Annotated in this window: 22 protein-coding genes; 16 read left to right on the forward strand and 6 right to left on the reverse strand. The window is 66.8% G+C overall.

The window, feature by feature from the left end:
* Positions 1 to 108: 108 nt before the first annotated feature.
* The 3 genes from INP52_RS03275 to polA form a co-directional block, all read right to left on the reverse strand.
* Complete coding sequence (locus tag INP52_RS03275; protein WP_194372368.1) at positions 109 to 717, reverse strand: helix-turn-helix domain-containing protein; 609 nt, start codon at positions 715 to 717, stop codon at positions 109 to 111.
* Between the two features lie 154 nt (positions 718 to 871).
* Positions 872 to 1,360: a ribonuclease HI gene (rnhA, locus tag INP52_RS03280; protein WP_228478401.1), complete on the reverse strand. Its 489-nt coding sequence runs from the start codon at positions 1,358 to 1,360 to the stop codon at positions 872 to 874.
* Positions 1,361 to 4,054: a DNA polymerase I gene (gene polA, locus INP52_RS03285; RefSeq protein WP_194372369.1), complete on the reverse strand. Its 2,694-nt coding sequence runs from the start codon at positions 4,052 to 4,054 to the stop codon at positions 1,361 to 1,363.
* 201 nt (positions 4,055 to 4,255) lie between these two features.
* Here polA and INP52_RS03290 point away from each other — a divergent pair, with 201 nt between their 5' ends.
* A complete protein-coding gene (locus INP52_RS03290; RefSeq protein WP_194372370.1) occupies positions 4,256 to 6,346 on the forward strand; it encodes a glutamine synthetase III family protein in 2,091 nt (696 codons plus the stop codon).
* Between the two features lie 281 nt (positions 6,347 to 6,627).
* Positions 6,628 to 7,020 carry a heavy-metal-associated domain-containing protein gene (locus INP52_RS03295; protein WP_194372372.1) on the forward strand — a complete coding sequence of 131 codons (393 nt, stop codon included), beginning with the start codon at positions 6,628 to 6,630 and terminating at the stop codon, positions 7,018 to 7,020.
* Positions 7,021 to 7,246: 226 nt separating this feature from the next.
* Here the strand turns inward: INP52_RS03295 and INP52_RS03300 are convergent, their stop codons facing one another.
* Positions 7,247 to 8,437 (reverse strand): hypothetical protein, encoded by a 1,191-nt coding sequence (locus tag INP52_RS03300; protein WP_194372374.1) that lies wholly within the window; start codon positions 8,435 to 8,437, stop codon positions 7,247 to 7,249.
* 307 nt (positions 8,438 to 8,744) lie between these two features.
* Entirely contained in the window at positions 8,745 to 9,488 is a 744-nt protein-coding gene (locus INP52_RS03305) for an HAD family hydrolase (protein ID WP_194372376.1), read from the reverse strand.
* A gap of 231 nt (positions 9,489 to 9,719) precedes the next feature.
* Here INP52_RS03305 and rpsA point away from each other — a divergent pair, with 231 nt between their 5' ends.
* The 14 genes from rpsA to INP52_RS03375 all read left to right on the forward strand — a co-directional run bounded on the left by rpsA (position 9,720) and on the right by INP52_RS03375 (position 24,392).
* A complete protein-coding gene (rpsA, locus tag INP52_RS03310) occupies positions 9,720 to 10,907 on the forward strand; it encodes a 30S ribosomal protein S1 (RefSeq protein WP_194372378.1) in 1,188 nt (395 codons plus the stop codon).
* Positions 10,908 to 11,334: 427 nt separating this feature from the next.
* The gene (locus INP52_RS03315; protein WP_194372380.1) at positions 11,335 to 12,972 is read left to right on the forward strand and encodes an ABC transporter substrate-binding protein; all 1,638 of its coding nucleotides are present in this window, start codon (positions 11,335 to 11,337) and stop codon (positions 12,970 to 12,972) included.
* 121 nt (positions 12,973 to 13,093) lie between these two features.
* The gene (locus INP52_RS03320) at positions 13,094 to 14,029 is read left to right on the forward strand and encodes an ABC transporter permease (protein WP_194372382.1); all 936 of its coding nucleotides are present in this window, start codon (positions 13,094 to 13,096) and stop codon (positions 14,027 to 14,029) included.
* The gene (locus INP52_RS03325; protein WP_194372384.1) at positions 14,029 to 15,000 is read left to right on the forward strand and encodes an ABC transporter permease; all 972 of its coding nucleotides are present in this window, start codon (positions 14,029 to 14,031) and stop codon (positions 14,998 to 15,000) included. Before INP52_RS03320 ends, INP52_RS03325 begins: the two co-directional genes overlap by 1 nt.
* A 12-nt stretch (positions 15,001 to 15,012) precedes the next feature.
* Entirely contained in the window at positions 15,013 to 16,092 is a 1,080-nt protein-coding gene (locus INP52_RS03330) for an ABC transporter ATP-binding protein (protein ID WP_194372386.1), read from the forward strand.
* A 3-nt stretch (positions 16,093 to 16,095) separates the two neighbouring features.
* Positions 16,096 to 17,160 carry an ABC transporter ATP-binding protein gene (locus tag INP52_RS03335; RefSeq protein WP_194372389.1) on the forward strand — a complete coding sequence of 355 codons (1,065 nt, stop codon included), beginning with the start codon at positions 16,096 to 16,098 and terminating at the stop codon, positions 17,158 to 17,160.
* A 113-nt stretch (positions 17,161 to 17,273) separates the two neighbouring features.
* Positions 17,274 to 18,527 (forward strand): peptidase T, encoded by a 1,254-nt coding sequence (gene pepT, locus INP52_RS03340; RefSeq protein WP_194372391.1) that lies wholly within the window; start codon positions 17,274 to 17,276, stop codon positions 18,525 to 18,527.
* A 39-nt stretch (positions 18,528 to 18,566) separates the two neighbouring features.
* Positions 18,567 to 19,622 carry a zinc-binding metallopeptidase family protein gene (locus INP52_RS03345; protein ID WP_194372392.1) on the forward strand — a complete coding sequence of 352 codons (1,056 nt, stop codon included), beginning with the start codon at positions 18,567 to 18,569 and terminating at the stop codon, positions 19,620 to 19,622.
* Positions 19,623 to 20,056: 434 nt separating this feature from the next.
* Positions 20,057 to 20,467, forward strand: coding sequence for a zinc ribbon domain-containing protein (locus INP52_RS03350; protein WP_194372394.1), 411 nt, complete (start codon positions 20,057 to 20,059; stop codon positions 20,465 to 20,467).
* A 93-nt stretch (positions 20,468 to 20,560) separates the two neighbouring features.
* Positions 20,561 to 21,604 (forward strand): ABC transporter substrate-binding protein, encoded by a 1,044-nt coding sequence (locus INP52_RS03355; RefSeq protein WP_228478402.1) that lies wholly within the window; start codon positions 20,561 to 20,563, stop codon positions 21,602 to 21,604.
* 86 nt (positions 21,605 to 21,690) lie between these two features.
* The gene (locus INP52_RS03360; RefSeq protein ID WP_228478403.1) at positions 21,691 to 22,410 is read left to right on the forward strand and encodes an ABC transporter permease; all 720 of its coding nucleotides are present in this window, start codon (positions 21,691 to 21,693) and stop codon (positions 22,408 to 22,410) included.
* Positions 22,407 to 23,039 (forward strand): ATP-binding cassette domain-containing protein, encoded by a 633-nt coding sequence (locus INP52_RS03365; protein ID WP_194372396.1) that lies wholly within the window; start codon positions 22,407 to 22,409, stop codon positions 23,037 to 23,039. The genes INP52_RS03360 and INP52_RS03365 overlap by 4 nt, the downstream gene beginning before the upstream one ends.
* Before the next feature lie 131 nt (positions 23,040 to 23,170).
* On the forward strand, positions 23,171 to 23,776 hold the full coding sequence (gene coaE / locus INP52_RS03370; RefSeq protein ID WP_194372398.1) for a dephospho-CoA kinase: 606 nt from the start codon (positions 23,171 to 23,173) through the stop codon (positions 23,774 to 23,776).
* Positions 23,763 to 24,392 (forward strand): lytic transglycosylase domain-containing protein, encoded by a 630-nt coding sequence (locus INP52_RS03375; RefSeq protein WP_194372400.1) that lies wholly within the window; start codon positions 23,763 to 23,765, stop codon positions 24,390 to 24,392. Before coaE ends, INP52_RS03375 begins: the two co-directional genes overlap by 14 nt.
* Before the next feature lie 59 nt (positions 24,393 to 24,451).
* Here the strand turns inward: INP52_RS03375 and INP52_RS03380 are convergent, their stop codons facing one another.
* Positions 24,452 to 26,740 carry a tetratricopeptide repeat protein gene (locus INP52_RS03380; protein WP_194372401.1) on the reverse strand — a complete coding sequence of 763 codons (2,289 nt, stop codon included), beginning with the start codon at positions 26,738 to 26,740 and terminating at the stop codon, positions 24,452 to 24,454.
* Between the last annotated feature and the right edge of the window lie 70 nt (positions 26,741 to 26,810).

Raw genomic sequence — 26,810 nt, forward strand, 5'->3', positions numbered from 1 at the left:
GTTAACGTTTCCCCAGCTGAACCGCGCCTAAGGCGAGGAGAACATCAAGAACTTGCCCCAATCGTGGAGGTGGGCGTCCGAGAGAGGGCCAGGACGCGACGAGAAGCCCTAGCGGCCGAGCATCTCCGCGAGGGCCATGGCACCGTAGGCCAGGGAGAAGCCCACGATTGCGGCACCGGCGGCCACGAGCACGACGCGCAGGGGCCGGCTCAGGCGGCTTGGTGCCGGGCGGGCGCTGCGGTCGATCTCGCGGCCCTCCACGAAGGCGAGGATCTCCCGGTATGTCTCCACGTCGTATTCCTTCTTGATGCGCTCGATGAGGACTGCGGCCACCATCGCTCCTACCCACAGCACTCCTGCGAGCACGAATGTGGGGATCGTATGGGTCCCCCAGCCGTCGAGCTCCTGCCAGCCCGCCCACATCAGGGCGACAAAGGCCGCGATCAGCAAAAAGATCATGGCTGCGGTAAGGTGGGTGACGTGCCGGGCGTCTCTTGATACGGTCTTCTCCATGGCTTCCATGTCTCCTTTGATGAGGGCGTCGACTGCCACTCCAAAGGTCTCGGAGAGTAGAAGCAGGCTCTGGACGTCGGGGTAGGTCTTGTCATTCTCCCAGCTGCTGATCGTTTGCCGGGAGACGTAGACTTGTGCGGCGAGGTCGTCCTGGGACAGTCCCAGCCCCGCCCGCTGCCCCTTGATGTTGTGGCCCAGCTCCATCTGCTCTCCTTGCTCCTGGCGTGGCCCCTTGCGACTCACAGGCTGTCATGGGTTGGCCCAGCCTACCATCAAAGGTGCTTTCCATTACAGAGAAGACCCCGTCAAATGCTCTTGACGAGGCCTTTGAGCTGGTGCTTATCCGTGACGCGAACCCCTATCCCTCGAAGCCGGCGTCCTCATGGAAGGGGTAGTTGTCGGCCGCGCTCGTGGCAAGCTGGTCGCAGCGCTCGTTGTCGGCGTGTCCGGCGTGGCCCTTGACCCAGTGCCAGCTCACCTCGTGGGGCCCCATTGCGGCCAGCAGGCGCCTCCAGAGGTCGACGTTCTTGACCGGCTGCTTGTTCGCCGTCTTCCAGCCCCGCTTCTGCCAGCCCACGATCCAGTGCTGGGTGAAGGCATGGCAGACGTACTGGGAGTCGGTGTGGACCTCGACCTCGCAGGGCCGCGTGAGCGCTTCGAGAGCGGCTATGACGCCCATGAGCTCCATGCGGTTGTTGGTGGTACGCGCGTAGCCCGCCGAGAGCTCGCGCTCGTGCGCCGCGCCGGCGGGGTCCGTGTAGCGCAGCACGGCCCCGTAGCCGCCGGGGCCGGGGTTTCCGCGCGAGGAGCCGTCGGTGAAGACGGTGACGTGCAGGGGTTCCGCCACCTACTTCGCCTCCGCCCAGTTGGCACCGTAGCTGACCTCGGCGATCAGGGGGACCCTGAGCTCGACCACGCCCTCCATCGTCTCCTTCACGAGCGCGGAGACCGTCTCGATCTCGTCGGTGGGGACCTCGAAGTCCAGCTCGTCGTGGATCTGCAGGACGAGCTTGGAGGAGAGGTGCTCCTCGCGCAAGCGCCCCTCCACGCGGATCATGGCGATCTTAATGATGTCGGCGGCGGTGCCCTGCATCGGGTGGTTCATGGCCGTGCGCTCCCCAAAGGCCACGAGCTGGCGGTTGGACTGCCTGAACTCCTTGATATGGCGCTTGCGCCCGTAGAGGGTCACGGCGTACCCGCGCTCGTGCGCCAGGCGCACCGACTCATCCAGAAACGCGCGCACGCCGGGATAGGCCTCGAAGTAGCGGTCGATCATGTCCTGCGCCTCCGCGCGAGGAATCTTGAGGGACGTGGCCAGGCCAAACGCCTGCTGCCCGTAGACGATGCCAAAGTTGACGGCCTTGGCGCGGCTGCGCAGGCCGGGCGTGACCTCCTCGACCGGCACGCCAAAGACGCGTGCGGCCGTGGCGGCGTGGAAGTCCGCCCCCTCGCGAAACGCCGCGATCAGGTGCTCGTCCTCAGAGAGGTGAGCGAGCAGGCGCAGCTCGATCTGCGAGTAGTCGCAGGCGAGAAACACGCTGCCCTCGCCGACCCCGAACGCCTGGCGCACGCGGTGCCCCAGCTCGGAGCGGGTAGGGATGTTCTGCAGGTTGGGGTCGGAGCTCGAGAGGCGCCCGGTGGCCGTCACGGTCTGGTTGAGGGTCGTGTGGATGCGGCCGTCGTGCGCCACGAGGGCGGGCAGGGCGTCGAGGTAGGTCGACTTGATCTTGGTGCGCTCGCGGTACTCGAGCACCTCCCGCACGACGTCGTGCTCGGCGGCGAGGTCCGCGAGGACCTTGGCGTTGGTCGAGTAGAATCCGCGCTTCGTGCGCTTGAGCCCAAAGGTGGGAAGCCCGAGCACGTCAAACAGGACATGGCTGAGCTGCTGCGGGGAGTCGAGGTTGAACTTCTCGCCGACGACCGCGTAGATGCGCTCGACCATGGCGTGGATCTCGACCCCGAGTTCGGCGGACTGGGAGGCGAGCACGCTCGGGTCCACGGCCAGGCCCTCCCGCTCCATTTGGGCGAGCACGGGCAGAAGAGGCATCTCCATGTCCTCGAAGAGCTCCCTCGAGCCGTCGGCCTCCAGCCGCGTGCGGAGGGGCTCCACGAGCCTGCGGGCAACCAGGGCCTCAACGGCCGCGCGCGGGATCTCCTCGGTGGGGGAAGGCAGCGGCTCGGTGAGGTAGCCCTCGGCGAGCTCTTCCATGCCAAGGGAGGCGCGCTCGGAGTCGAGCAGGTAGGCCGCGACGGCCACGTCGAAGATGCGCGTTGCGTCGACCTCGGAGGCCTCCAAGCGAGCGGGCAGCGAGGAGTCGGCGGGGCAGATCACGTGCAGGAGCGCCTTGACGTCGCCCGACGCCATGTGCCCCCCGCGAAAGAGGCGCGCCGTGGCCGCGTCGGCCGCGTCGCCCTCGAACCTGAGGAGCTGGTCGCCGACGCAGACCCACAGCGTGTGGGAGAGCCCGAAGAGCGATCCGTCGGCCCGGTCGTCGTCGGCGGCGCAGCCGATCCACGCGTCGGCCGCGAGGGCCTCGTCGAGGGCGCGCTCGGCGTCCTCGCCCGCAAGGGGCGCCTCGAGCGCGGTGCCCCTTGCGGGGGCCTCAGCGCTGGCGGCGCTTTTAAAGGCCGCCGCGGCCTCGGGGCCCGCGAGCCTCACGAGGCGGCTCGTCATGCCCGTGAAGCCCAGCGCCGAGAAGGCCTGAGCGACCTTGGCGGGGTCGAACGTGGGGAAGCGCGCGTCGGAGAGCTCGAGGTCAAGGGGGGCGTCCGTGCGAATCGTGGCGATCGTGCGCGAGAGCAGCGCGTCGCCCACGTGGGCCCGCAGATTCTCGCCCATCTTGCCCCTGACCTCGTCGGCATGGGCGATGACCTCGTCGAGCGAGCCATATTGGCAGATGAGCGCGGCGGCCTTCTTGGGGCCGATGCCCGGCACGCCCGGGATGTTGTCCGAGGAGTCCCCCTTGAGGCCATAGAAGTCAGGCACGAGCGCGGGGGTGATGCCGTGGTAGAGGTCCTCCACGCTCGTTGGGTCCATGATCGAGACCTCGCTGACGCCCTTCTTGGTGGAGACCACGCGCACGTGCTCGGTGGAGAGCTGGTAGATGTCGCGGTCGCCGGTGAAGAGCAGCATGTCGTAGCCGGCCTTCTCGCCCCTGAGCGCGAGGGTGCCCAGGATGTCGTCGCCCTCCCAGCCCTCGAGCTCGCAGACGGGCACGTCAAGCACGCCCAGGAGCTCCTTGACCATGGGGAACTGCTCGTGCAGGTCCGGGTCCATCGACGGGCGCTGCGCCTTGTAGCAGGGCATCATCTCCATGCGCACGAGCGGCTTGCCCTTGTCGAAGGCGCAGATGACGCCGTCAGGCCTGAAGCTGTCCACCATCTTGATGAACATGTTGAAGAACCCGAACAGAGCGTTGGTCGACCGTCCGTCCGGCGCGCTCATGGGCTGGCGAATCGCGTGGAACGCGCGGTGCATGAGGGAGTTCCCGTCTATGACGGCTATGGTGCGGCGCCCGTTGGCGTCCGTGGTGTCTGGCATGCGTCTCCTCTCGGTTGTTGCTCACCCGATTGTAGCGGGTGAGGGCCGCAGACCCGCCCCCGGACCGCCCGCCCACAATCCACGCGACTGCAACGTAGTGTCTTTGCGAGCTTCATGCTGCCTTAATTGGCGTGTAACAATGGCCGCGTACAGTAGTCGAGCGTAAGCCAAGCACGCCACGCTCACAGGAAAGAGGCGCACATGGGCAAGAACAAGGTCACTGAGGAGTACGGCAGCCTGCTCTGTACGGAGGCGGTATTGCAGGACCGGCTTCCCAAGCCGACCTACAGGGCGCTCATGAGGGTCATGAAGGAGGGCGAGCCGCTCGACCTCGACATCGCCAACGAGGTCGCCCACGCCATGAAGGACTGGGCGCTCGAGAAGGGCGCGACGCACTTCGCGCACTGGTTCCAGCCGCTCACGGGCATCACCTCCGAGAAGCACGACAGCTTCATCACCCCCAAGGGTGACGGCAGCGTCCTCATGACCTTCTCCGGCAAGGAACTCGTCCAGGGCGAGCCCGATGCCTCGAGCTTCCCCTCGGGTGGCCTACGCGCCACCTTCGAGGCCCGCGGCTACACCGCCTGGGACCCCACGAGCCCCGCCTTCATCAAGGACGAGGTCCTCTGCATCCCCACCGCCTTCATCTCCTACACCGGTGAGGCCCTCGACAAGAAGACCCCGCTCCTGCGCGCGCAGGTGGCCCTCGAGACGCAGGCTAAACGCGTGCTTACCCTCTTCGGGCACGATGTCACCAAGGTCTCGACCACCATCGGCCCGGAGCAGGAGTACTTCCTTATCAAGGAGGCCGACTACCAGGCCCGCCCAGACCTCGTTCTCACGGGTCGCACGCTCTTCGGCTGCGAGCCCGCCAAGGGCCAGGAGCTCGAGGAGCACTACTTCGGCGCCATCCGTCCTACGGTCAACGCCTTCATGAAGGAGGTCGACGCCGAGCTCTGGAAGCTTGGCGTGCCGGCCAAGACCAAGCACAATGAGGTCGCCCCGTCCCAGCACGAGCTCGCCCCGATCTTCGAGCAGGGCTCGCTCGCCATTGACGACAACCTCCTCACCATGGAGAAGCTCAAGCTCCTGGCCACCCACCACGGCCTCGCCTGCCTCGAGCACGAGAAGCCCTTCGAGTACGTCAACGGTTCTGGCAAGCATAACAACTGGTCTCTGTGCGCCGACGACAAGAACCTGCTCGAGCCCGGTGCCGAGCCCAGTGAGAACCTCCAGTTCCTCGTGTTTCTCGCCGCGCTCGTGGCCGCCGTCGACATGCATGCCGACCTCCTGCGCCAGTCCGTCGCCTCGGCTGGAAACGATCACCGCCTGGGCGCCAACGAGGCCCCCCCGGCGATCATCTCGGTCTTCCTGGGTGACGAGCTCGACAGCATCGTCGAGGCCCTGATTAACGATGAGCCCACGGTCTCCCATGCCCTGCTTCACATGGACCTCGGCGTTCCGGCCCTGCCCGACGTCCTACAGGACAACACCGACCGCAACCGCACCTCGCCCTTCGCCTTCACGGGCAATAAGTTCGAGTTCCGCATGTGCGGCTCGCAGCAGAACCTCTCCGATCCCAACGTGGTCCTCGACACGGCCGTGGCCGAGCAGTGCGACGCCTTTGCCACCGCGCTCGCTGGCAAGGAGGGCGAGGACTTTGCCGCCGCCGCGCTTGCGTGGGTCAAGGAGACCCTGCGCGCCCACCAGCGCGTTATCTTCGAGGGTAACGGCTACTCCGACGAGTGGGAGGCCGAGGCTGTACGGCGCGGGCTGCCCAACCTCAAGTCCACGCCCGACGCGCTCCCGTCTCTGATCGACCCCAAGAACGTGGCGTTCTACGAGAAGTACCACGTCCTCAACGAGGCCGAGCTCCGCGCGCGCTACATCTCCAAGGCCGAACAGTACGCCAAGCTCATCAACATCGAAGCGAACACGATGGTCTACATGGCGCGTCACCTGTATGTGCCCGCCCTGTCCGAATACTCCGGTGACCTGGCCACCTCCGTGGCCACCAAGGCCGAGATCGGCATCGACGCCACCGCCGAGCGCGCCCTTACCTCCAAGCTCACCGAGGGCATCAACGCGATCTGCGCCGCGACCGATGACCTCGACGGCAGAAACGCCGAGACGAGGGCGATCGAGGACCCGCAGCGGGAGTGCGACGCCTATCGTGGCGCGGTCCTGCCCGCCATGGAGCGCCTGCGCGCGGCTGTCGACGCGATGGAGGAGTTCTGCGGCACCGACTATTGGCCCGTGCCCACCTACAACACGATGCTCTTCTGGGTGTAGGAACCTCTGCACCTATCCTCCTTCCTCTGGCCGCCCCGCTCTCTCGCGGGGCGGCCGCCTTGTGGGCGCTCTCTTTTTGCCAAGATGGCTCGCCCACCGAGTGCACGCTATTCGGCTCGACATGACGAGAAGACCGGTCTTCACGCCTGCGTCTGCCCAGTTCACAGGGGGTGCGCGTGCGCGGCACAGCAGATAAGAGCGTTCGCTTGGCGAAGAAAGGCCCGCAGCCGTACCCCGTAGAGGTATAGTAAGTACCAGTTTACTCTGCGGGGAGGGGTCCCATGAGTCCGTTCGACATCGTCCTTATCGTCCTCGTCATCGCTGCTGTGGCCCTAGGGGTCCGGCGTGCTATAGGTACGGCCCGCGGCACACGCGACTGCTGCAGCGGTGCGGTCAAGGACTCCGGCCGCACGAGCGCGGATGCGGCTTCCGTAAGCGTGTCCGACATCGATCCCTCGCACTATCCCTACGAGGCAGTCCTCGAGGTGGGGGGCATGACCTGCGAGCACTGCGTGTCCAACGTCACCAACGTGCTCAACGGCGTCGAGGGAACCTGGGCTACGGTCGAGCTCGCAGGCGGCCAAGCCCGCATACGCTCCAAGCCCCCGATCAATGAGGATCTCCTGCGCGCGGCCTTGGAGGCGGCGGGTTACCGGCTCGTTTCCCTGCGCTAGCCCCGGCTCCTCCCCATCTCCGCCGACCATCGCGCCCCGGTTCCGTCCCGCCTTCGGTCGAGTGCGTAGAAGTCCACCTGTTTTTTGCAAAAATGTTGACTTTTACGGACTTTTCCTCGCGTTTTCCCTGATGGGTTACGAACGGTTGTCGGACCTTTCCTGACATCTACGCACTCGTGAAAGGGCGACCCGCGTGGACGCTGCCGGAGACCCCAGGGGCTAGGAGCTATGCGCGCGGGGACGCGGCGAGAAGCGCCCGCCAGTCGATGAAGACGTCCTTGCGGAGCCTCCGACGTGCGGCGAGAAACTCGGCCGTCCGCACGGGCGGGCTCACGGCAAGCTTGCGCGCCACGAGGTGGGAGAGCGCATCGAAGCGCCGCTCGTCGGCGAGCTGGCCATAGGTCGCCTCGACCACTTCGGTATCCATGAGCTGCAGCGCGGCCGCGCGATCGGCGTCGGAGAGGTAACTTGTCTCGTTGTTGTGGTGCAGCGCGCTCTTGCACTCGAGGTCGAGCGCGTCGCGCCCTTCCTGTTTTTCCCAGTACAGGTCGCAGTAGCAGCAGCTCCTTCTCGCCAGACGTCTGGCAGGATCGCTTAGGGCAACGCGACGGTTGTGCGAGAAGCCCCCGTATCCTTCGCCGCCGCGGGCCTCGTCCCAGCCCAGAAGCATGCCCGTCTGCACCTCAAAGGGTGAGGCCGCTCCCGCAACGGCGAGGCGAACGGCCTCGGCGAGGCGCCCGCGCCCCCGTACGCCCCGGCAAGAACCTGACTCCACGAGCGCGCCCAGCCGGTCACAGGTGACGAGGGCGGGTCTCGACCAGACGTCGGAGAGTCGTCCCGCCCTGTCAAAGGCGGGCCTCCACGAGCCAAAGTCGGGAAGCTCGCCTCTCGCCTGCATCTCCTCGAGCAGCCTGCGGATTGGTTCGGGTGGCTCGTACACCGCAAACGACCCCGCAAGCTCAGAGACTGCCATGACGAGGCGGGGAAGGCTGAGGGTGGCAGCAATCAGCAGCAGCGTGAACGCGGGCGAGGTCACGGCCAGGGCATCGTGCACCTTCACGAGCGAGCCGGCCGGCAACTCCCGTGACCACACGTGTGGGTGTACAACCGCCGCTCGGCGGCGATTGTCTCGTGTGGTGTAGAGCATGTCGACGGGGACGTCCGTGCACAAGGAGAGTGACGGCGAGCTGTTGAGCACCGCATAGGCGGAGGCGTCCTCGCAGGGTCGGCCCGTCACCGAGGCCACGGCGCGCCAGAAGGGGAGCTCGCGCACGCATGCGACATGCGCCTCAAGGGCCTTCTCGGCAGAAGAGCCCAGCTCGGGTACGTCGGTCCACCCCCTCGTGGCGAGCGTGCGTATGAGCGGTGGCGTCCTCCACCAGGCAAAGGCCGAGGCGCCGCAGATGGTCGGTTCCATGGACCCCCTCTCGTGGTGAGGAGCTCCTTACCCTCACCTCGCGTGCCTCAGACGCCGCGCACTCGGCGAGCGGCGCGCCCCGGCCCCGACGGGTGTCTTCTCGGCCGCCTCGTTCTGGCTCCGCTTCCGCGAGTGCGTAGAAGTCAGGAAAGGTCTGACAACCGTTCGTAACCCATCAGGGAAAACGCGGGAAGACGTTTGTAAAAGCTGACAATTCAGAGAAAGAGACTCGGACTTCTACGCACTCGATTTTTGGTGGAGTGCGTGGCTGGCGGCGTGGCTGGCGTCGCGGCGGCCGGTGGCCAGATCAGCGCCTTGCGTCCCGCTCATTGAGGCGGGCCACGAGGTCCGGCAGGGCGCCTGCGAGCTCGCAGATCGTCCCGTGCCAGACGGCACGACCGGGGCGGCCGTGCCCCACGTAGGCGGTCCTGAGCCCGCAGTCAGGACGCGCGAAGTCGCGGGTGGCGTCGTTGCCCACCATGAGGCACTCCTCCACGCGCACTCCCAGGCGGTCCGCGAACTCCTGGTAGTAGCGGGCGCACGGCTTGCAGCGCGTAGAGTTCGAGAACGTGGATATGGCGGCGAAGTCCTCCTCGTAGAGTCCGGCCCAGCCCATGCGCGCCCGGTCGCAGGCAAGCGAGAAGGTCGGGTTGGTTGCCAGCCCGCAGACGAGGCCCGCCGACCAGGTCGCCTCGACGGCCTCGCGGTTTCCCCGCTGGGGCCGCGCCCGCACGATGCCGTCGGAGAAGCCGGGCACGACCTCGCGCTCGTAGCAGTCGATGAGGTCGCGGATGACGGGGTCTGACAGGGGGATTCCCGTGGCCTCGTAGAAGGTTTGGTTAAAGAGCTTCTCATTGGTCACGGCGTCGGTGCGCCCCGCGCGCTCGAGCGCCAAAAAGCTCCTGGCGTAGGGTACGCCGAGCGAGACGGCGCTCACGCGTGCCGCGCTCGCCAGAAGGCGCGAGGCTCCCGCCACGTAGCGCGCGATGAACCCCGCCAGATTGAGGCTGAGGAGCGTGTCGTCGAGATCGAAGAGCACCGCACGTATCATGGGAACCCCTTCGTGGCTCGTCCTTCTGCGGAAAATAGTAAATACCCAAACCTCGTGCTTGAAAAACCCATGTGAGAAAGGCTAATCTAGTTCATGTGTGGGTACAGGGCCCGCACAAACGTATCTGTCGGTCCCCGAGAGCATGCAAGTTTCCACGTAGACGCCACGATTCACGGCACTGCAGGCAGCGACCATGACGACCGGGGCCCCGTTTTCGAAAGGGGTCCACCTTTGAGTGAGATTCAGAACTCGTCCGTCTTTGCGCTGGATGACATATCCGACGAGGAGATGAACAGCCTCATCGATGACACCGTCACCGACTTCGATGAGGGAGATCTTGTCACCGGCACCGTCGTCAAGATCGAGCACGATGAGGTCCTGCTTGACATCGGCTACAAGTCCGAGGGCGTCATTCCTTCTCGCGAGCTCTCCATTCGCAAGGACGTCAACCCCGCCGACGTTGTTGCCCTGGGCGACAAGCTCGAGGCGCTCGTGCTCCAGAAGGAGGACAAGGAGGGCCGTCTCGTCCTGTCCAAGAAGCGTGCCGAGTACGAGCGCGCTTGGAACGCCGTCGAGGAGAAGTTCAACTCTGGAGAGACCGTCGAGGGTGAGGTCATCGAGGTCGTCAAGGGCGGCCTGATCCTTGATATCGGCCTGCGCGGCTTTCTGCCCGCCTCTCTCGTTGACCTGCGCCGCGTGAAGGACCTCAACGCCTACATGGGTACGCGCATCGAGGCCCGCGTCATCGAGATGGACCGCAACCGCAACAACGTCGTCCTTTCTCGCCGCGTCGTGCTCGAGGAGGCTCGCAAGGCCGAGCGCCAGGACATTCTCTCCAAGCTCAAGGTCGGCATGCGCCTCAAGGGCACCGTCTCCTCGATCGTCGACTTCGGCGCCTTCGTCGACCTCGGCGGCATCGACGGCCTGGTCCACATCTCCGAGCTCTCCTGGAACCACGTCAACCACCCCTCTGAGGTCGTCAAGGTCGGCCAGGAGGTCGAGGTCCAGGTGCTCGACGTCGACCTCAACCGCGAGCGCATCTCGCTCGGCCTCAAGCAGACCACCGAGGACCCCTGGCGCTCTCTCGTTCGGAAGTACCCGGTCGACGCCATCGTCGAGGGCACCGTCACCAAGCTCGTCACCTTTGGTGCGTTCGTCGACCTGGGCGAGGGCGTGGAGGGCCTGGTCCACATCTCCGAGATGGCCAAGCAGCACGTTGACGTGCCGTCGCAGGTCTGCGCCGTGGGTGACACCGTCCAGGTGAAGGTCATGGAGATCGACCTCGACCGCCGCCGCATCTCCCTCTCCATGAAGGCTGCCGCCGAGACGCTGGGCGTCGAGGTCGAGGTCAAGCCGCTGCCCGAGGAGGACAAGCCGGCCGAGGAGGAGTCCGAGGAAGAGGCTCCCGTCGAGGAGTAGCTTCTCGGTCCTTAGGTTCGTGTGCGAGCGGGGTCGCCTGAGGCGGCCCCGCTTCTTATGTGCGGGGAGGCGCGCGAGACGGCGCGTCAGCGTGGCCGTTCGCGGAGGACGCTCACGAATTGAGGCCTGTGGCACGAACGGGCCTCATGTGCGCTGCTCCCAGCTCCCCATTCGTGAGCGAACCCGGCTTGCGCGTGCTCCAGCCCCGGATTCATGAGCAGCTTGAACGTATCCAGGGGTGCGCGCCGGCGTGCGGGCCTTGCACAGGGGGCGCCTGCCCCAATGTAAACTGCGGTTTAATCCTTGCGCGCACCTTGACGTCACCATTGATAATGAAGCAGAAGCCAGGGGCCCCGCAAAGGGGGCCTCGCATCCTTTGGCGCATGCCGTAGGCAGCGCGCAGAGGCAGAAGAGAAAGGTACGACCAATGGCAAACACCATGACTCGTCGCAGCTTCCTTAAGGGTGCCGCTCTGACAGGCGCCAGTGCGTCTGCGGCGACCCTCGCGGGCTGCGGAGGCTCGGACGGCGGCTCCACCACGGACGGGGGAGCCAAGAAGAAGATTCTGCGCTTCGGCCAGACCAACGCCAAGCTGGGCCTGGACATGCAGAAGTCCACGAACTCCGGATCCTCGTCCATCGCGGACTCCGTCTTCGAGGCGCCCCTGCGCTGGACCGAGGACAACGAGCTCGTGACCTGCCTGCTCACCGAGATTCCCACGTTCGAGGACGACGGCGTGACGCTGCACTGCACGCTTAAGGACAACATCTTGTGCCACGACGGCTCCACGCTCACGGCCTCCGACGTCAAATTCACCTTCGAGCGCATGTTCACCCCCTCCACGGCCGCCAAGTCCACCTACATGTACGATCTGATCAAGGGTGCCCCTGAGATGCTGGCCGGCACGGCAACCGAGCTCGAGGGTCTCACCGTGGAGGACGACACCCACTTCACCTTCGTGCTCTCCGAACCCATGGTCACCTTCGTGAACAACCTGGGCATCAACTACGCCCAGATCTTCCCGCAGAAGGCCTGCGAGGAGGCGGGCGATCAGTGGGGCTGGGGCACCAACTGCGTGGGCACCGGCAAGTACAAGATCGTCTCCAACGACGACACCACCGAGGTCGTCATGGAGAAGTTCGCCGACTACCATGATGGCGAGCCCGCCCTCGACGAGCTCGACTACATCTTCTATGACGACAACAACACCAAGCTGATGGCCTACAAGAACGGCGACATCGACTGGTGCGACCTCGCGGCCGACCAGATCGCCCAGTATCAGGCCGACACCGAGGTTGCCGACCAGATCACCCTCTACGACACGCTCGGCGTGCACTTCGTGAACCTGAACCTCAAGGAGGGGATGGGCCTCGAGGACGTCCGTGTGCGCCAGGCGCTCTCGCTCGCCGTCAACCGCCAGGAGCTCATCGACACCGTGCTCAACGGTGCCGGCGTTGCCGCCACGGGCTGGCTCGCCCCGCAGACCCCGGGCTACGACTCCTCGGCCGAGCTGCCCTACGACCCCGAGCGCGCCAAGGAGCTTCTCGCCGAGGCCGGCGTCTCCGGGCTCAAGCTCGAGGCCAAGATTCGCGCTGGCGTCTACGAGAAGTACATGACCGTCATTCAGAGCTACTGGAGCGAGATTGGCGTCGAGCTCTCCCTTCAGACCGAGGACAATGGCGTCTGGGCCTCGGACTGGGCCGACGGCAACCTCCAGATCACGGCCCTCGCATGGTTCCCCCTCTACGCGGACGCGGACAACCACCTCTACACGTACTTCTACAGCACCAATGCCGCCGGCAAGTCCTCCTTCTATGACAACTCCGAGTTCGACGACCTTGTGAGCCGCGCGCGGCGCTCGCAGGATCCCGACGAGCGCAAGCAGCTCTACATGGAGGCCGACAACCTCGTCACGCGCACCGACTTTGCGACGGTCCCCCTGTTCTGGCCCAAGAACTCCTTCGTGGCCAAGCCCTACGTCAAGAACGCCAAGGTCGGCAACCTCATCTATCACATGTTCGATCTTGACATCGACACCACCGACGAGAGCTACACCACGGCGTAGCATCCTCCAGGGGACCTCGCGGGCGTCTCGGCGCGAAGCTTCGTGCCGAGACGCCCGCTCTTGAAGCGGGCGGCGCAGCGAGAGGCTCCGCATCGTCCGTGCGAACAGGAAGGAGCGGGTGGTGAGAGACTATCTCATCAAGAGGATCCTGCTGGCCGTGGGCGTCGTCCTTGCCATCTCGGCCATCACGTTCTTCGTGCTGAACATCGTGCCGGGAGACCCGGTGCGCATCATGGTGGGTGACATGGCCGATGACGCCACCATCGAGCGGGTCCGCGAGCAGATGGGCCTTAACAAGCCCGTCATCGAGCAGTTCTTCACCTGGCTCACCAACATGCTGCGCGGTGACTTCGGAACCTCGTACGCCCAGCGCAAGCCGGTCATCGACCTCATCGTCAACGCCCTGGGCACCACCGTCAGGCTGGCCGGCCTCGCCTACCTGCTCGCGCTCGCCTCCGGCCTGGTCGTGGGCATCGTATCGGCGGTCAACCACGGTCGGGCCCTCGATCGCACGCTCATGTCCCTCTCGATCCTGGGCATCTCCGCGCCGGTCTTCTGGGTAGCGGTCATCCTCCAGATCATCTTCGCCCTCACGCTCAAGTGGTTCCCGCTCTCGGGTATAAAGACCTGGCAGGCCTTCGTACTCCCTGTCATCGCGCTCGGCGTGCGCTACGCCGCCTCCATCGCCCGCGTCACGCGCACGAGCATGATCGAGGTCCTCTCGCAGGACTTCATGCGCACGGCGGAGGCCAAGGGCATCCGAAAGTGGGCCGTTATCTTGAGGCACGGTCTGCGCAACGCCCTCATTCCCATCATCACGATCGCGGGCACCCAGCTCGGTGACATCTTCACGGGCTCCATCCTCATCGAGTCGATCTTTGGCATGCCGGGCATGGGCAAGCTCCTGCTCGACGCCATCAATGCCCGTGACCTGCCCCTCATTGAGGGTGGCGTTATGTACATCGCCATCATTTGCGTCGTGGTCTATCTCATCGTCGACATCCTGTACGCCGTCGCCGACCCGCGCATCCGACTGGGAGAGGAGGCGGCTGCGTAATGGCACTCTTTACGAGCGACAGGCGCGATCGCAAGGTCCAGAGCGCCGAGCAGGTCGCGGGGCGTGCGAGCGAGGCCCAGATTCCCCAGGCGCCCGACGGGGATCCGGACGCCTCGGGCAAGAAGCGGGCGTCGAGCTACTGGGCCGTGAGCTGGAACATCTTCAAGAAGAACAAGCTTGGCGTGTTCTGCCTGGTCGCGGTGGTCGCTCTCGTCCTCGTGGCGCTCTGCGCCCCGCTGCTCGCACCCTATGACCCGGACGCCCAGGAGCTCACCAACATGCTCAAGGCCCCCTCGGCGGCCCACGCCTTTGGTACCGACGAGTTCGGCCGCGACATCCTCTCGCGCGTCATCTACGGCTGCAGAGTGTCCCTCTCGGTCGGGGTGGTCTCCCAGGCCATCGCGCTCGTCATCGGGTTTCTCGCCGGCGTCGCCGCGGGCTACTTTGGCGGCAAGGTGGACGCGGTGATCTCCTTCGTAATCCAGGTCTTCTCGAGCTTCCCGTTCCTGCTCTTTGCGATCGTCGTCATGTTCGCCCTGGGACCGGGCCTCATCAACCTCTACGTGGCTCTGGGCCTGCTCATGTGGACCTCCACGGCGCGCCTCGTGCGCGGCGACGTCATGCGCCTCAAGGGCTCCGAGTACATCCAGAGCTGCATCCTCTCGGGTGGCAAGAGCTGGCGCATCATCATGAAGCACCTGCTGCCCAATTGCGTCTCCACGCTCATCGTGACCTCCACCCTGGGCATCCCGTCGGCGATCCTGTCCGAGGCCTCTCTGTCCTTTCTGGGTCTGGGTGTCCAGCCGCCGATGGCGAGCTGGGGGCAGATGATCTCGGCCAGCCAGCCCTACATACAGTCGAGCACGTACTACAGCGTCATCCCCGGCATCGCCATCATCATCACGGTCATGGCGTTTAACCTCCTGGGCGACGCGCTGCGCGACGCCCTCGATCCCAAGATGCGCTCCTAGGAAGGGGGACCCATGTCTGAAACGAACGTCTCGGTCAACGCCGAGCTGCGCACCGTCGCCGAGAAGATCACCGAGCACGAGCTCGAGGCCGCGGGACGCTCAGAGGTCCTTCTCGACGTCGATGACCTCTCCGTGACCCTGTTCACCGAGGACGGGGAGCTGCCCGCCATCCGCAGCCTCTCCTTCGTGATGCGCACGGGCGAGACCCTGGCCGTGGTCGGCGAGTCCGGCTGCGGCAAGTCCATGACGGCCCTGTCGATCATGGGCCTTCTGCCCCAGCCGCCCGCCAAGATCGTGGGGGGCTCGATCAGGTTGGAGGGGACCGACCTCGCCCAGCTCTCCCGCGACGAGATGCGCGCCTATCGCGGCAGCAAGATCGGCATGATCTTCCAGGAGCCCATGACCTCCCTCAATCCGGTCATGCGCGCCGGTCGGCAGATTCGCGAGGGCATCCTCGTCCACAACCCCCAGATGGACAAGAAAGAGGCTGACGAGCGCGCCCTCGAGATGATTCGCCTCGTGGGCATCCCCGCCCCCGAGAAGGTCTTCAGGAGCTACCCGCACGAGCTCTCCGGCGGCATGCGCCAGCGCGTGATGATCGCCATGGCCCTGGCCTGCCAGCCGTCGCTGCTCATCTGCGACGAGCCCACCACGGCCCTTGACGTCACGATCCAGGCGCAGATCCTGCAGCTCATCGACCGCATGCGCGCGGAGCTGGGCACCGCCGTCATGCTCATCACGCATGACATGGGCGTCGTGTCCGAGATGGCCGACTGGGTGGCCGTCATGTACGCCGGTCACCTCGTCGAGTACACCACGGCCTCCGAGCTGTTCACCAACCCCAAGCACCCGTATTCCATCGGCCTCATCAACTCGATCCCGTCGATGGATGACGTCGTGGACAAGCTCTTTGCCATTCCCGGCAACGTTCCCATGCTCGACGAGCTGCCCCATGGCTGCCCCTTCCACCCCAGGTGCCCGTACGCCAGAGACGTGTGCCGCCAAGAGTGCCCGAGCGTGGCCGCGCTCGACGGCGACGAGAACCACACCGTGGCCTGCTGGATGTTCGACCAGACGAAGTGGGGGGAGTAGCCGATGGGCAAGAAGGCAGACATGGGTGACGCCGTCCTGGAGGTCGAGCACCTCACCAAGCGCTATCCGGTCAAGAAGGGCCTCTTTGGCAAGGCGGCGGCCCAGGTCCACGCGCTCGAGGACGCCTCGTTCACCGTGCACCGCGGCGAGACCTTCGCCATCGTGGGGGAGTCCGGCTGCGGCAAGTCCACCACGGGCAAGTGCGTCCTGCGGCTGACCGAGCCCACCGAGGGCACGGTCCTTCTCGACGGCGAGGACTTCACCAAGCTCTCCGGCGAGGCCCTCACGCGCGCCCGCCAGAAGATGAAGCTCATCTTCCAGGACCCGTACTCCTCGCTCAACCCGCGCATGACTGTGGCCGACATCATCGCCGAGCCGATCGACATCGCGGGCACCTACCAGACCCGCGCCGAGCGCGATGCCCGCGTGGAAGAGATCATGGGTGCCGTGGGGCTGGACCTTGCGTTCAAGTATCGCTACCCGCACGAGTTCTCGGGCGGCCAGCGCCAGCGCATCGGCATCGCGCGCGCCATCGTGCTCGAGCCCGAGGTCGTGGTCTGCGACGAGCCCGTCTCGGCGCTCGACGTCTCGGTCCAGGCCAAGGTCATCAACCTGCTCGAGGAGCTCCAGGACTCGCTCGGCCTGTCGTACATCTTCATCAGCCACGACCTCTCCGTCGTCAAGCATATCGCCGACACGGTCATGGTCATGTACCTTGGTCACACGATGGAGCTTGCGGGTAAGGAGGAGCTCTTCGATAATCCCCTGCATCCCTACACGCAGGCGCTGCTCGCCGTCATCCCGCAGATTCGTCACGAGCGCATCCAGGACAAGAAGATCCTCGAGGGCGACGTCCCTAGCCCCACCAACCCGCCCACGGGCTGCGTGTTCCACACGCGCTGCCCGCGCTGCATGAGGGTCTGCAGCGAGCGCGTGCCCCAGATGCGCGAGGTCACCGGCGGCCACCAGTGCGCCTGCCATCTCTACGACGAGGACCTCACGGACGAGGAGCGCGAGCCCGTCATGGCCCGCGCCCTTGCCGAGGCCGAGGAGGCCCCGTCGTCGTAGGTCCTCACGGGTGTTCTTTACGAGCGGGGGTCAGATTTCTCGCGGCTCATGCGGGCGGCGCATAATCGAGGCAGATAACAGCGACCCCGCGCGAGCGGGAGAAAGCAGGAGCCATGTCCGACGTTGTTGATCGATTCGTGCGCTATTGCGCGGTTGCCTCGCAGTCCGACCCCCTGACGGCGGACCACGTCCCGTCGACCGAGTCCCAGTTCAAGATTGCCGAGGTCATTGCCGATGACCTGCGCGAGCTGGGCGCCCCTGACGTAAAGGTGGACGAGCACGCCTATGTCACGGCCCACTGGCCCGCGAGCGAGGGCTGCGTGGAGCTGCCCACCCTCGGGTTCTGCTGCCACATCGACACGGCGTGGCAGAGCTGGGGCGACCCCGTGCACCCGCTCATACGTCGCTACGAGGGAGGGGAGTTCGTCATCGGCCAGGGTCGCGACGGACGCCCCGTCGTCATCAGCCCCGCCACGAACCCGCAGCTCGAGCACCTGGCGGGCACCGAGCTCGTGACGGCAGACGGAACCTCGCTTTTGGGCGGAGACGACAAGGCCGGCGACGCCATGTGCGTCTCCCTGCTCGCCCGCCTCAAGGCCGACCCGGCCCTGCCGCACCCCCGCCTGGCCTTCGCCTTCGTCCCGGACGAGGAGATCGGCCACGGGGCGGCCCTGCTCGACCTCGACGAGTTCGGCGCGACCTTCGGCTACACCATCGACGGCGGCCCGCTCGGCGAGTTCTGCTACGAGACGTTCAACGCCGCCGAGGCCCACGTGCGCGCCCGTGGGCTCTCGGTCCACACGGGCACGGCCAAGGCTACGATGATCAACGCCTCCGAGGCCATCATGCGCTTCCACCAGCTGGTCCCCCCCGCGGAGCGCCCCGAGTTCACCGAGGGCTACGACGGCTTCTTCTACCTCGAGCGCATGGAGGGCAGCTGCGAGGAGGCGAGCGCCGACTACATCATCCGCGACCACGACCAGGCGCAGATGGAACGCCGCGCCCAGATTCTGCGCGACGCAGTCCAACTCGTGAACGCCCAGTTTGGCACTGACGTCCTCTCAATCGAGATTCACGATCAGTACCGCAACCTCGCCGACGTGGTCTGCCTCCCCGAGAACGCCCATCTGATCGAGAACGCGCGCTCCGCCTACGCCGCGATCGGGCAGGAGATGACCTGCATCCCCATGCGCGGCGGCACCGACGGCTCCCAGCTCTCCTTCAGGGGCTTCGCCTGCGCGAACCTCTCGGCGTGCTACTACAACGCCCATGGCGTGCGGGAGTTCGTGCCCGTGCGCGAGCTCGAGTCCATGGTCGACATGCTGCAGGCGCTGGTCGGCCTCTACGCACGGCCACAGACGGCGTAGGGGAGGGCGAACGGTATGAATGAGGACGAAGGAGTGGCAATGAGCTACGAGATAGATCCCGAGCGCCTGGTTCGGACGCTTCACGAATGCGTCGAGATCGAGAGCCCTGTGGGCTACTACCCCGAGATTCACGAGTGGCTGCACGAGGTCCTCGCCGAGATGGGCTATGAGATGACCGTCGACCGCAAGCAGACCGCCTACGTGCGCGTCGCCGGGCGCGACGGCTCCAAGACCGTCTGCGTGGGGGCCCACCTGGACACCATCGGGCTCATCGTGCGCGGCTTCAACGACGACGGCACCCTGCGCGTTCGCCAGCTCGGCGGAATCAACTACCACAGCATCGAGGGCGAGACCTGCCTCATCCACTGCCGCGACGGCCGCACGGTGTCCGGCCAGGTCGTCTGCAACCACCACTCGGTGCACGTCTGGGCCGAGGCCAAGACCGACGAGCGGACCGAGGACACCATGTCCGTCTCGATTATCGGTGACGTGAGCTGCCCGGCGGACGCGCGTGCCCTCGGCGTGAGCGAGGGAGCCATCGTGGGCATCGACCCCCACTTCGAGGAGTTCGACAACGGCTACCTGGTCAGCCGCCACATCGACGACAAGGCGGCCGTCTCCGTGCTGCTCGACGTTCTGCGTTGGCTCGCGACCACGGGCGAGAAGCCCGTCTACGACACCCTCTTCGCGTTTCCCATCTACGAGGAGATCGGCCACGGTGGTGTCTGGGTGCCCGCCGACGTCTCGGAGTACGTGGCCCTCGACATCACGCTCATCGGGCCGGACTACGACGCCGACGAGCATAACGTGGGCATCATCGCCGCCGACGCCAAGGGCCCCTACGACTGGGGCCTCACCAACACGCTGATCGCCTGCGCCACGACTGCCTGCGACGAGGGCAAGTGGAACACCCAGGTCTGCTTTCACTACTCCACGGACGCCAACGCCGCCTACACGCACACCAACGACCTCGCGAGCGGGGCCTTTGGCATGGCGTGCCTTAGCTCCCACGGCCGCGAGCGCTGCCACGTGGACGCGCTCGTCCAGACCGAGAAGCTCTGCCGCGCCTATCTCATGGGCGAGGGCCGCGCGTAGGGGCGCATGCCCTGCGGCTCGCCGAGACTTAGGATGCACGGCTTCGAGCCCGTCCTCTGGCTGAGGACGGGCTCGTTTGCTGCAGTTTGGGCCTTCGGTACACGTTTCTGCGCCCGCTTCTGCGGTTTGGGCTTTCGACACGCGCCCCCAGGGGTCGCGCCTTGGCTGGCCCCTCGGATTATTCATTTCAGGTTTTATCGCACTGCTCTGGGCTGGCCCTTCGCTGAGTCCCATCTTCAGATAATTAATTTTATATATGATATATTTGGGCAGCGAGAAAAGAGGTGCGCGTCGAAAGGGCAAACTGCATCTCGGAATCGCAAAACGTGTGTCGAAGGTCCAAACTGCAGCAGAGCCGAGGCCCTTTCGCGAATTCTCTAGGACGGATTGGGTAGAACAACCAAATTGACTCACTCAGTGGAAGGGAACGTGTCATGGCATCTGGGGACTGGCAGCGCAAGGCAGTGGATTGGCTCCAAGGAAGACAGGGGCCCGACGATCTCGCGCGTTTCTCCGTGGACGTGGCGGCGGTCCTCGTGATCGTGAACTTCTTTGTGCGAACGAGCTGGCTCGGCTGGGTCGCGCTCGCCCTGCTCGTCTACTCGATGTTTCGCATCCAGTCCAAGAACCTGGGCGCCCGCTCGAGGGAGAACGCCTCGTTTCTCAGGCTGCTCGGACCCGTGCGTCCGTGGGTCCAGAACCCCAAGGCGGCCTTTGCCGAGGTTAAGGGCTACAAGCACGCAAAGTGCTCCTCGTGCGGGCAACGCGTTCGCGTGCCACGTGGCAAGGGGACGCTGCGTGTGAGCTGCCCGAAGTGCCACACCAAGTTCGAGGTCAAGTCGTAGCCCCAGCCCTTCCGCAGACTCCCTTCGCGTTGGACGTGCGACTCTAGTAGTATCGTGAGTCGCACGTCCACGTAGCGAAGAGGGGACCTTACCTTGATCGGAAGAAGAGAGTTTCTCAAGCTGGTCGGCGCCGGCGCGTCCGCCTTGGCGCTCGCGGCCTGCGGCGGCACCGCCGAGCAGCCCGACCAGACGGCCGCGACTGACGACCAGATGTCGACGACGCAGGAGGCCGCGCCCGTCTTGGTGCGCACCTCAGCTCTCAAGGGCCCCACGGCCATGGGGCTCGTGCGCTTCATGAGCGAGGCGGACGCCGGCAACCTGGCCGACAACGACTACACCTTCCAGATCGTGTCCTCGGTCGACGAGGTCGCCCCCCTCATCGCCAAGGAGGAGGTCGACGTTGCGGCCGTGCCGGCCAACCTCGCCTCCGTGCTCTACAACAAGACCGAGGGTGGCGTGCGCGTCATCGCGATCAACACGCTGGGCGTCTTGTACCTCTGCGAGCAGGGTGACGCGGTGTCCACGGTGGCAGACCTCGCGGGCAAGACCCTCTACGCCAGTGGCAAGGGGGCCACGCCCGAGTACGCGCTCTCCTACATCCTGAAGAAGAATGGCCTTGAGCTGGGCACGGACGTCCAGGTGGAGTGGAAGAGCGAGCACGCCGAGTGCGTTGCCGCGCTCGCCGAGGACCCGAGTGGCATCGCGATGCTGCCGCAGCCCTTCGTGACCACCGCCCAGATGCAAAACGATCAGATTCGCGTGGCCATCGACCTCAACAAGGAATGGGACGCGGTCCAGTCTGGCGACGAGCAGAGTTCGCTCATCACGGGCGTCGCCCTCGTGCGCTCGGCGTTTGCCGACGAGAACCCCGCGGCGGTTGACGCGTTTCTCGGCCACTACGCGGAGTCGGTCGAGTTCGTGAACAATAACGTCGCCGACGCGGCCAAGCTCGTGGGCGACTACGATATCGTGCCGGAGGCCGTGGCGGCCAAGGCCCTGCCGGAGTGCAACATCGTGTGCGTCACCGGGAGCGACATGAAGGAGCGGCTCTCCGGCTATCTTGCGGTCCTGTCCGACCAGAACGCCGACGCCGTGGGCGGGGCGCTGCCGGGCGACGACTTCTACTACGGCGCGTAGGGCCCGCCTTGACGCCGGGCACGGACGCCAGAGGCAAGCGTCATCCGGCCGCTCTCCGGGGACCCTGGGGCGAGCGGCTTGCGAGCGTGGCCTTCTGGCTCGTGGTCTGGGGGCTCGCGAGCAGGGTCATCGGATCGCGCATCATCCTCGTGGGACCCCTCGAGGTCGCGGGGCGCCTCGTCGAGCTCATGGGGACTCGCGAGTTCTGGGACTCGGTAGCCCTCTCGCTCCTCCGCATCGCCGCGGGGTTTCTGGCGGCTGTGGCGGCGGGCGTGGCATGCGCGGCGCTCGCGAGCCGCGTGCGGGCCGTGCGGGCCCTTCTGGCTCCGGTCGTGGGCGCGGTGAAGGCGGCCCCCGTCGCCTCATTCGTGATCCTGGTGCTGCTGTGGGTCTCGTCGCGCGAGCTCTCCGTCATCATCTCCTTCCTGATGGCGTTTCCCATCGTCTATACCAACGTGCTCGAGGGCATCCGCCAGACCGACCCCCAGCTCCTGGAGATGGCCGACGTCTTTGGCGTGAGCGGACGAGCGCGCGTGAGGTTCGTGTACGCGGCGCAGGTCCTGCCGTACCTGCGCGCGGCGCTCTCGCTCGCCCTGGGCCTCTCCTGGAAGTCTGGCATTGCGGCCGAGGTCATCGGCCTGCCGGACCTCTCGATCGGCGAGCACCTCTACGACGCCAAGGTCTACCTGGCCACGCCGGACCTCTTCGCGTGGACCGCAGCCGTCGTGCTCCTCTCGGTAGGGATCGAGGCGCTCGTGACCCGCGGGCTCGACGCGCTCGTCGCGCGCTGGGAGGCACGGCCATGAGCGCCGACAAGGGCGCGGACTTCGCGCTCGTGGGCGTCGGCAAGGCCTACGGGAGCGTCTGCGTGCTCGCCGGGGCGTCCGCGACGTTTACGGGAGGTCGCGCGCACGTGATCTGCGGCCCCTCGGGCGCGGGCAAGACCACGCTCCTGCGCCTGCTCCTGGGGCTCGAGGCACCCGACGCGGGCTCGGTGGCGCGCCCTCGCGGCGCGCGCCTGGCGGCGACCTTCCAGGAGGATCGCCTCTGCGACAACCTCACGGCCACGGCCAACGTGCGCCTGCCCCACGCCCACCTGCGCGGTGACCAGAAGGCCTCGTTTCTGGCGCGCGAGCGTCAGGCGCTGGAGTCGGTGGGCCTGACCGTGGACGCGCGTCCCGTCCGCGAGCTCTCCGGGGGCCAGCGTCGTCGCGTGGCCCTTCTGCGCTGCGTGCTCGCGGACGCGGACGCGCTCTTCCTCGACGAGCCCCTCAGGGGAATGGACGAGGCCACGGTCGAGCGGACCATGGCGTACGTGGCTCCGCTTCTGGCCGGAAGGAGCGTCTTCTGGGTCACCCACGACGAGCGCGAGCGGCGCTGGCTCAGCGGCTGCGAGGACTGGCGCGTGGAGGAGGGGCTCGTTCGGCGCGCGTAGCGAACGGCGTGGCGTCTGCCGGCTCCCTGGAGAAAGCGCGTTTACCGCCCGCCCCGCGCAGGGCGGGCGCTTGCGTGTGCGATGATGAGAAAAGCCTCTAAACGAATCTCAACCGCAGCAAGGGGTAACCCGTGTACACCGTCTTTCTCGCCGGGGGCATCGCCTCGGGCAAGTCAACCGTCGCCCGCGAGCTCGAGCGCCTGGGAGCCTGGCGCGTCGACCTCGACCAGATCTCGCGGGCCGTCCTCGAGCCGGGCTCGGCCTGTCTCGCCGAGGTGTCCGCCGCCTTTGGCGACGACCTCGTGGACGCGCGGACCGGGGCGCTCGACCGCGCGCTTCTCGCCCGCAGGGCCTTCTCCGACGCTGCGTCAACGGCGCTTCTGGAGGCAATCGAGCTCCCCTACATCAAGGGCGCGCTCGTCCGCACGCTCGCGGGCGAGTGCTGCGCCCTGTCCAAGCCGGCCGTGTGCGTCGTGGAGGTCCCCCTGCTCGACCGCATGGAGCCCCTGTTCGACCTCGCCGACGAGATCCTCGTCGTGACCTGCCCCGTCGAGGTGCGTCGCGAGCGCGCCTCTGGTCGCGGCATGGACGCGGCCGACTTCGACCGGCGTCGCGCCTCCCAGCCCACCGACGACTACCTACGGGCCCATGCCGACCGCGTGCTTGAGAACGCGGGGGACGAGAAGGACCTCATGACGGCGGTGCGCAGCTGGTGGAACACGCATGGCTGGTCGTAGGCGCACTCGGGGGCGCGTCGCGCGCCCCGTCCGCCTCTGGCGGTGGTTTCGTGTGTTGCCCGTGGCTGCGCTCGTCCTGACGCTCGCCGTGTGCGGGACGCTCGCGACGTTCTCCACGACGCTTCTGCGCCCGGTCTTCTATCCGGTCGAGCATGCCGAGGCAATCGTCGCGGCCTCCGAGCGCCATGGCGTGGATCCCGCGCTGACCTGCGCGGTCATCAAGTGCGAGTCCAGCTGGGACGCGGAGGCGCTCTCCTCGGCGGGCGCCGTGGGCCTCATGCAGCTCATGCCCCAGACCGCGCGCGACCTCGCCGAGATGGGCCTCGTGGATCCGGGGGCCTACGATCCGGCAGACCTCACAAACGCCGAGACCAACATCGAGTACGGTTGCGCCTACCTGGGCTATCTCCAGGGGCAGCTCTCCTCCCTCGACGAGATCGTGGCGGCCTACAACGCGGGCCTCGGGTCCGTCCAGGGCTGGATCTTAAGCGGCGGCTCCATTCCGGACGGCATCGAGTACGCCGAGACCCGCGCCTACCTCGAGCGGGTTCGCCTGGCCTACGAGGGCTACCAGCGGAGCTACCCAGCGGGCATCGCGGTAGCTGCGACGGCGTAGGGCCTGACGGCGTGGCCGGCCCAGCCGGCTTTGCCCCGCGGCCCGGACCCGCGTCCGAGCTAGCGCTGGGGGCGGGCGAGCGAGTGGTAGACGTCCACGAGAACGTCGTCGCGACCGATGTCAAGCAGCGCGCCCGTGAGGGGCCGCGCCACCGAGAAGACCTCGGCGTCCGTGCAGGCGATGAGCGCGTCAAGGGTTCGCTGCCTGATCTGGCCGAGGTCGCCCGTGGGAATGCCCCCCGCCTCGAGGGTGGGGAGGACCTGGTCGTCGGCGAGGACCCTGAGGTTCCGGTCCGCCTCGAGCATGTCCGCGAGTTCGCGGCGCGTCTGCTCCGCCATCTCCGCGTGCAGCGTGAGCGAGCGTTGGTAGCAGGCCACGGCGAGGTCGCTCCTGCCGAGCTTCCACTCCATGTACGCGAGGCGATAGAAGCAGATGGCCATGTCGCGCGCCGTCGAGGAGCGTTCAATGGCCCCCTTGAGCAGGTCAACGGCCTCGAAGATGCGCGACTGGTCCTCAAGGCAGCGCACCTTGGCAAGCGCGGCGTCGGGCGTCATGGGCGCCACGCGCATGAGCTCGTCGGTGTGGGCGAGCGCCTCGTCCGCTCGGTTGAGCACGCTGAGGCCGCGCGCCGCGATCGAGTGGGCGCCGTAGTACTCGTCGGGAACGAGTCGTACCCGACGCCCCTGGTCGTCGCAGGTGCGGTTGTAGGAGATGCGCTCGGAGACCGAGTTGAAGTAGCGGTAGACCGAGTCGTGGTCGTCGAGGTAGAGGCCCATCTGCGTGATGGGGGAGAGGGCAAGGTCGAGCGCGCCCAGGGCCGCCTCCAGCTCGTCGGGGGCGGGGGTCGTGTCGAGTACCTCTCGGACGTGGCGCGCGGCCGCGCCCAGGGTGCCGCCGTCCACGAAGAGCTTGGCGAGCGCCGGCTTGTTGGTGACGTCGAGGGTGCCGTCCACGAGCGCCCGGCTCGTGCGCGTGCACGCCTCGGCCACCGAGAGGTCTGCCGTGCGGTCTCGCAGGCCGACGAGCCGGGAGACCGCGCCCTGGGTCGTGTCGCCGAGCTCGACGACGAGGGCGTTCCAGGAGCTTACGCGCCCGGCCTTCTCCATGATGCCGAGGTCGCTCATCTCGCGCGCGCCTGTGGCGCGCGCGAGGGGGTCCGGGCAGGGGGAGTCATCGAGCTCGACCTCGCGATGGCGCTCGGGCGGGTTGAGGGCCTCGTCGTCCAGAAGGCAGAAGGGCTCGACGCCGGTGAGCCAGCCGTCCTCGGCGGCAGCCCAGCGAAGGGCGGGGTCGGCGGGCAGTCCCCCGTCGAGGGCGTGGGGCCCGCGCGACGCCGCGCGCAGCCGCTCGAGGGCCTCGCGCGTGAGGTCGAGCGAGAGGAGCACGTCGGCGTTGGTCTTCTCTCGGCAGTTGACCACGACGTGCGCGAGCGCGCTCGAGGACGCGAGGGCTCCGCGTCCCAGGAGCAGTGCGGTCCTCAGCGCGTAGGCGCGCGCCAAGCGCGCCTGACCGCGCGGGTCAAGGACGGCCGCAAGGGCCAGGCAGGAGGGACGCGGCACGAGCGTCTCGACGTAGAGGGCCCCCGCCGCGACGTTGGCCCTGAAGTCCGCGACGCTGCGAAACGGCGTGGGGACGTTCTCGACGAAGCTGGAGAAGCGCACGCGGCAGTCCCACTCGCCGCCCTTCTCGGCGCTGTCGGGGAAGTACCCGAGGGCCTGCTCGCCAGGGTGGGCGAGGGGCTCGAGGTCGGCCACGGTGGAGAGGATCTGGGCCACGCTCCCCTCGGAGCCCCCCTGGGGCAAGGCGGGCCGCGAGGCGAGGTCCTCGTACACGTTGAGGGCTGCCTCTATGCTGATCAGGCGGTCGTAGTCGGCGTCTGTGAGCTCGGTGGCCGTGCGCGGGGCGAGCCACCAGCGCCCGTTTCGCCTGAGCCTGCTGGTGCCCACGGCGGGGGCGCCCTCCCAGTCCATGAGGCCCGCGCGCACGAGCAGGGCGGGCAGCAGTCCGTAGTCGGCGTTCGGCTCCTCCTGCCCGTGCGAGACGAGGTCGCGTAGGGTCAAGATGACGTCGTCGCTGCGCAGCAGGAGGCCGTCCAGGCTGGCGGACGCCTTCTGCGTCACGATTCCGGTCGCACCAGCCGCCTGCTTTCGGCCCCCTTCCTCCCGTTGCCACAGGGTGCCAAAGTGCAGGGCGCACCCGCCGGCCGCGATGGACGCCACGAGCCCCTGCGTGAACAGGCGGACGTTGCCCCGCGAGGAGAAGGTGACGATCAGGCAGAAGACGGCCACGACCGCGCTCAGGACCGCGGCGTCTCTGGGGGATATCTTCGATTTCTTGCGGTGCGCCACGCGCGCTCCTATCTCTTCTTGTTTTCAGGCCTGATTCTATCTCAGGTCCCGGACACACGGCGTTCGTCGA

Source organism: Thermophilibacter immobilis, assembly GCF_015277515.1.
Lineage (GTDB): Bacteria > Actinomycetota > Coriobacteriia > Coriobacteriales > Atopobiaceae > Thermophilibacter > Thermophilibacter immobilis.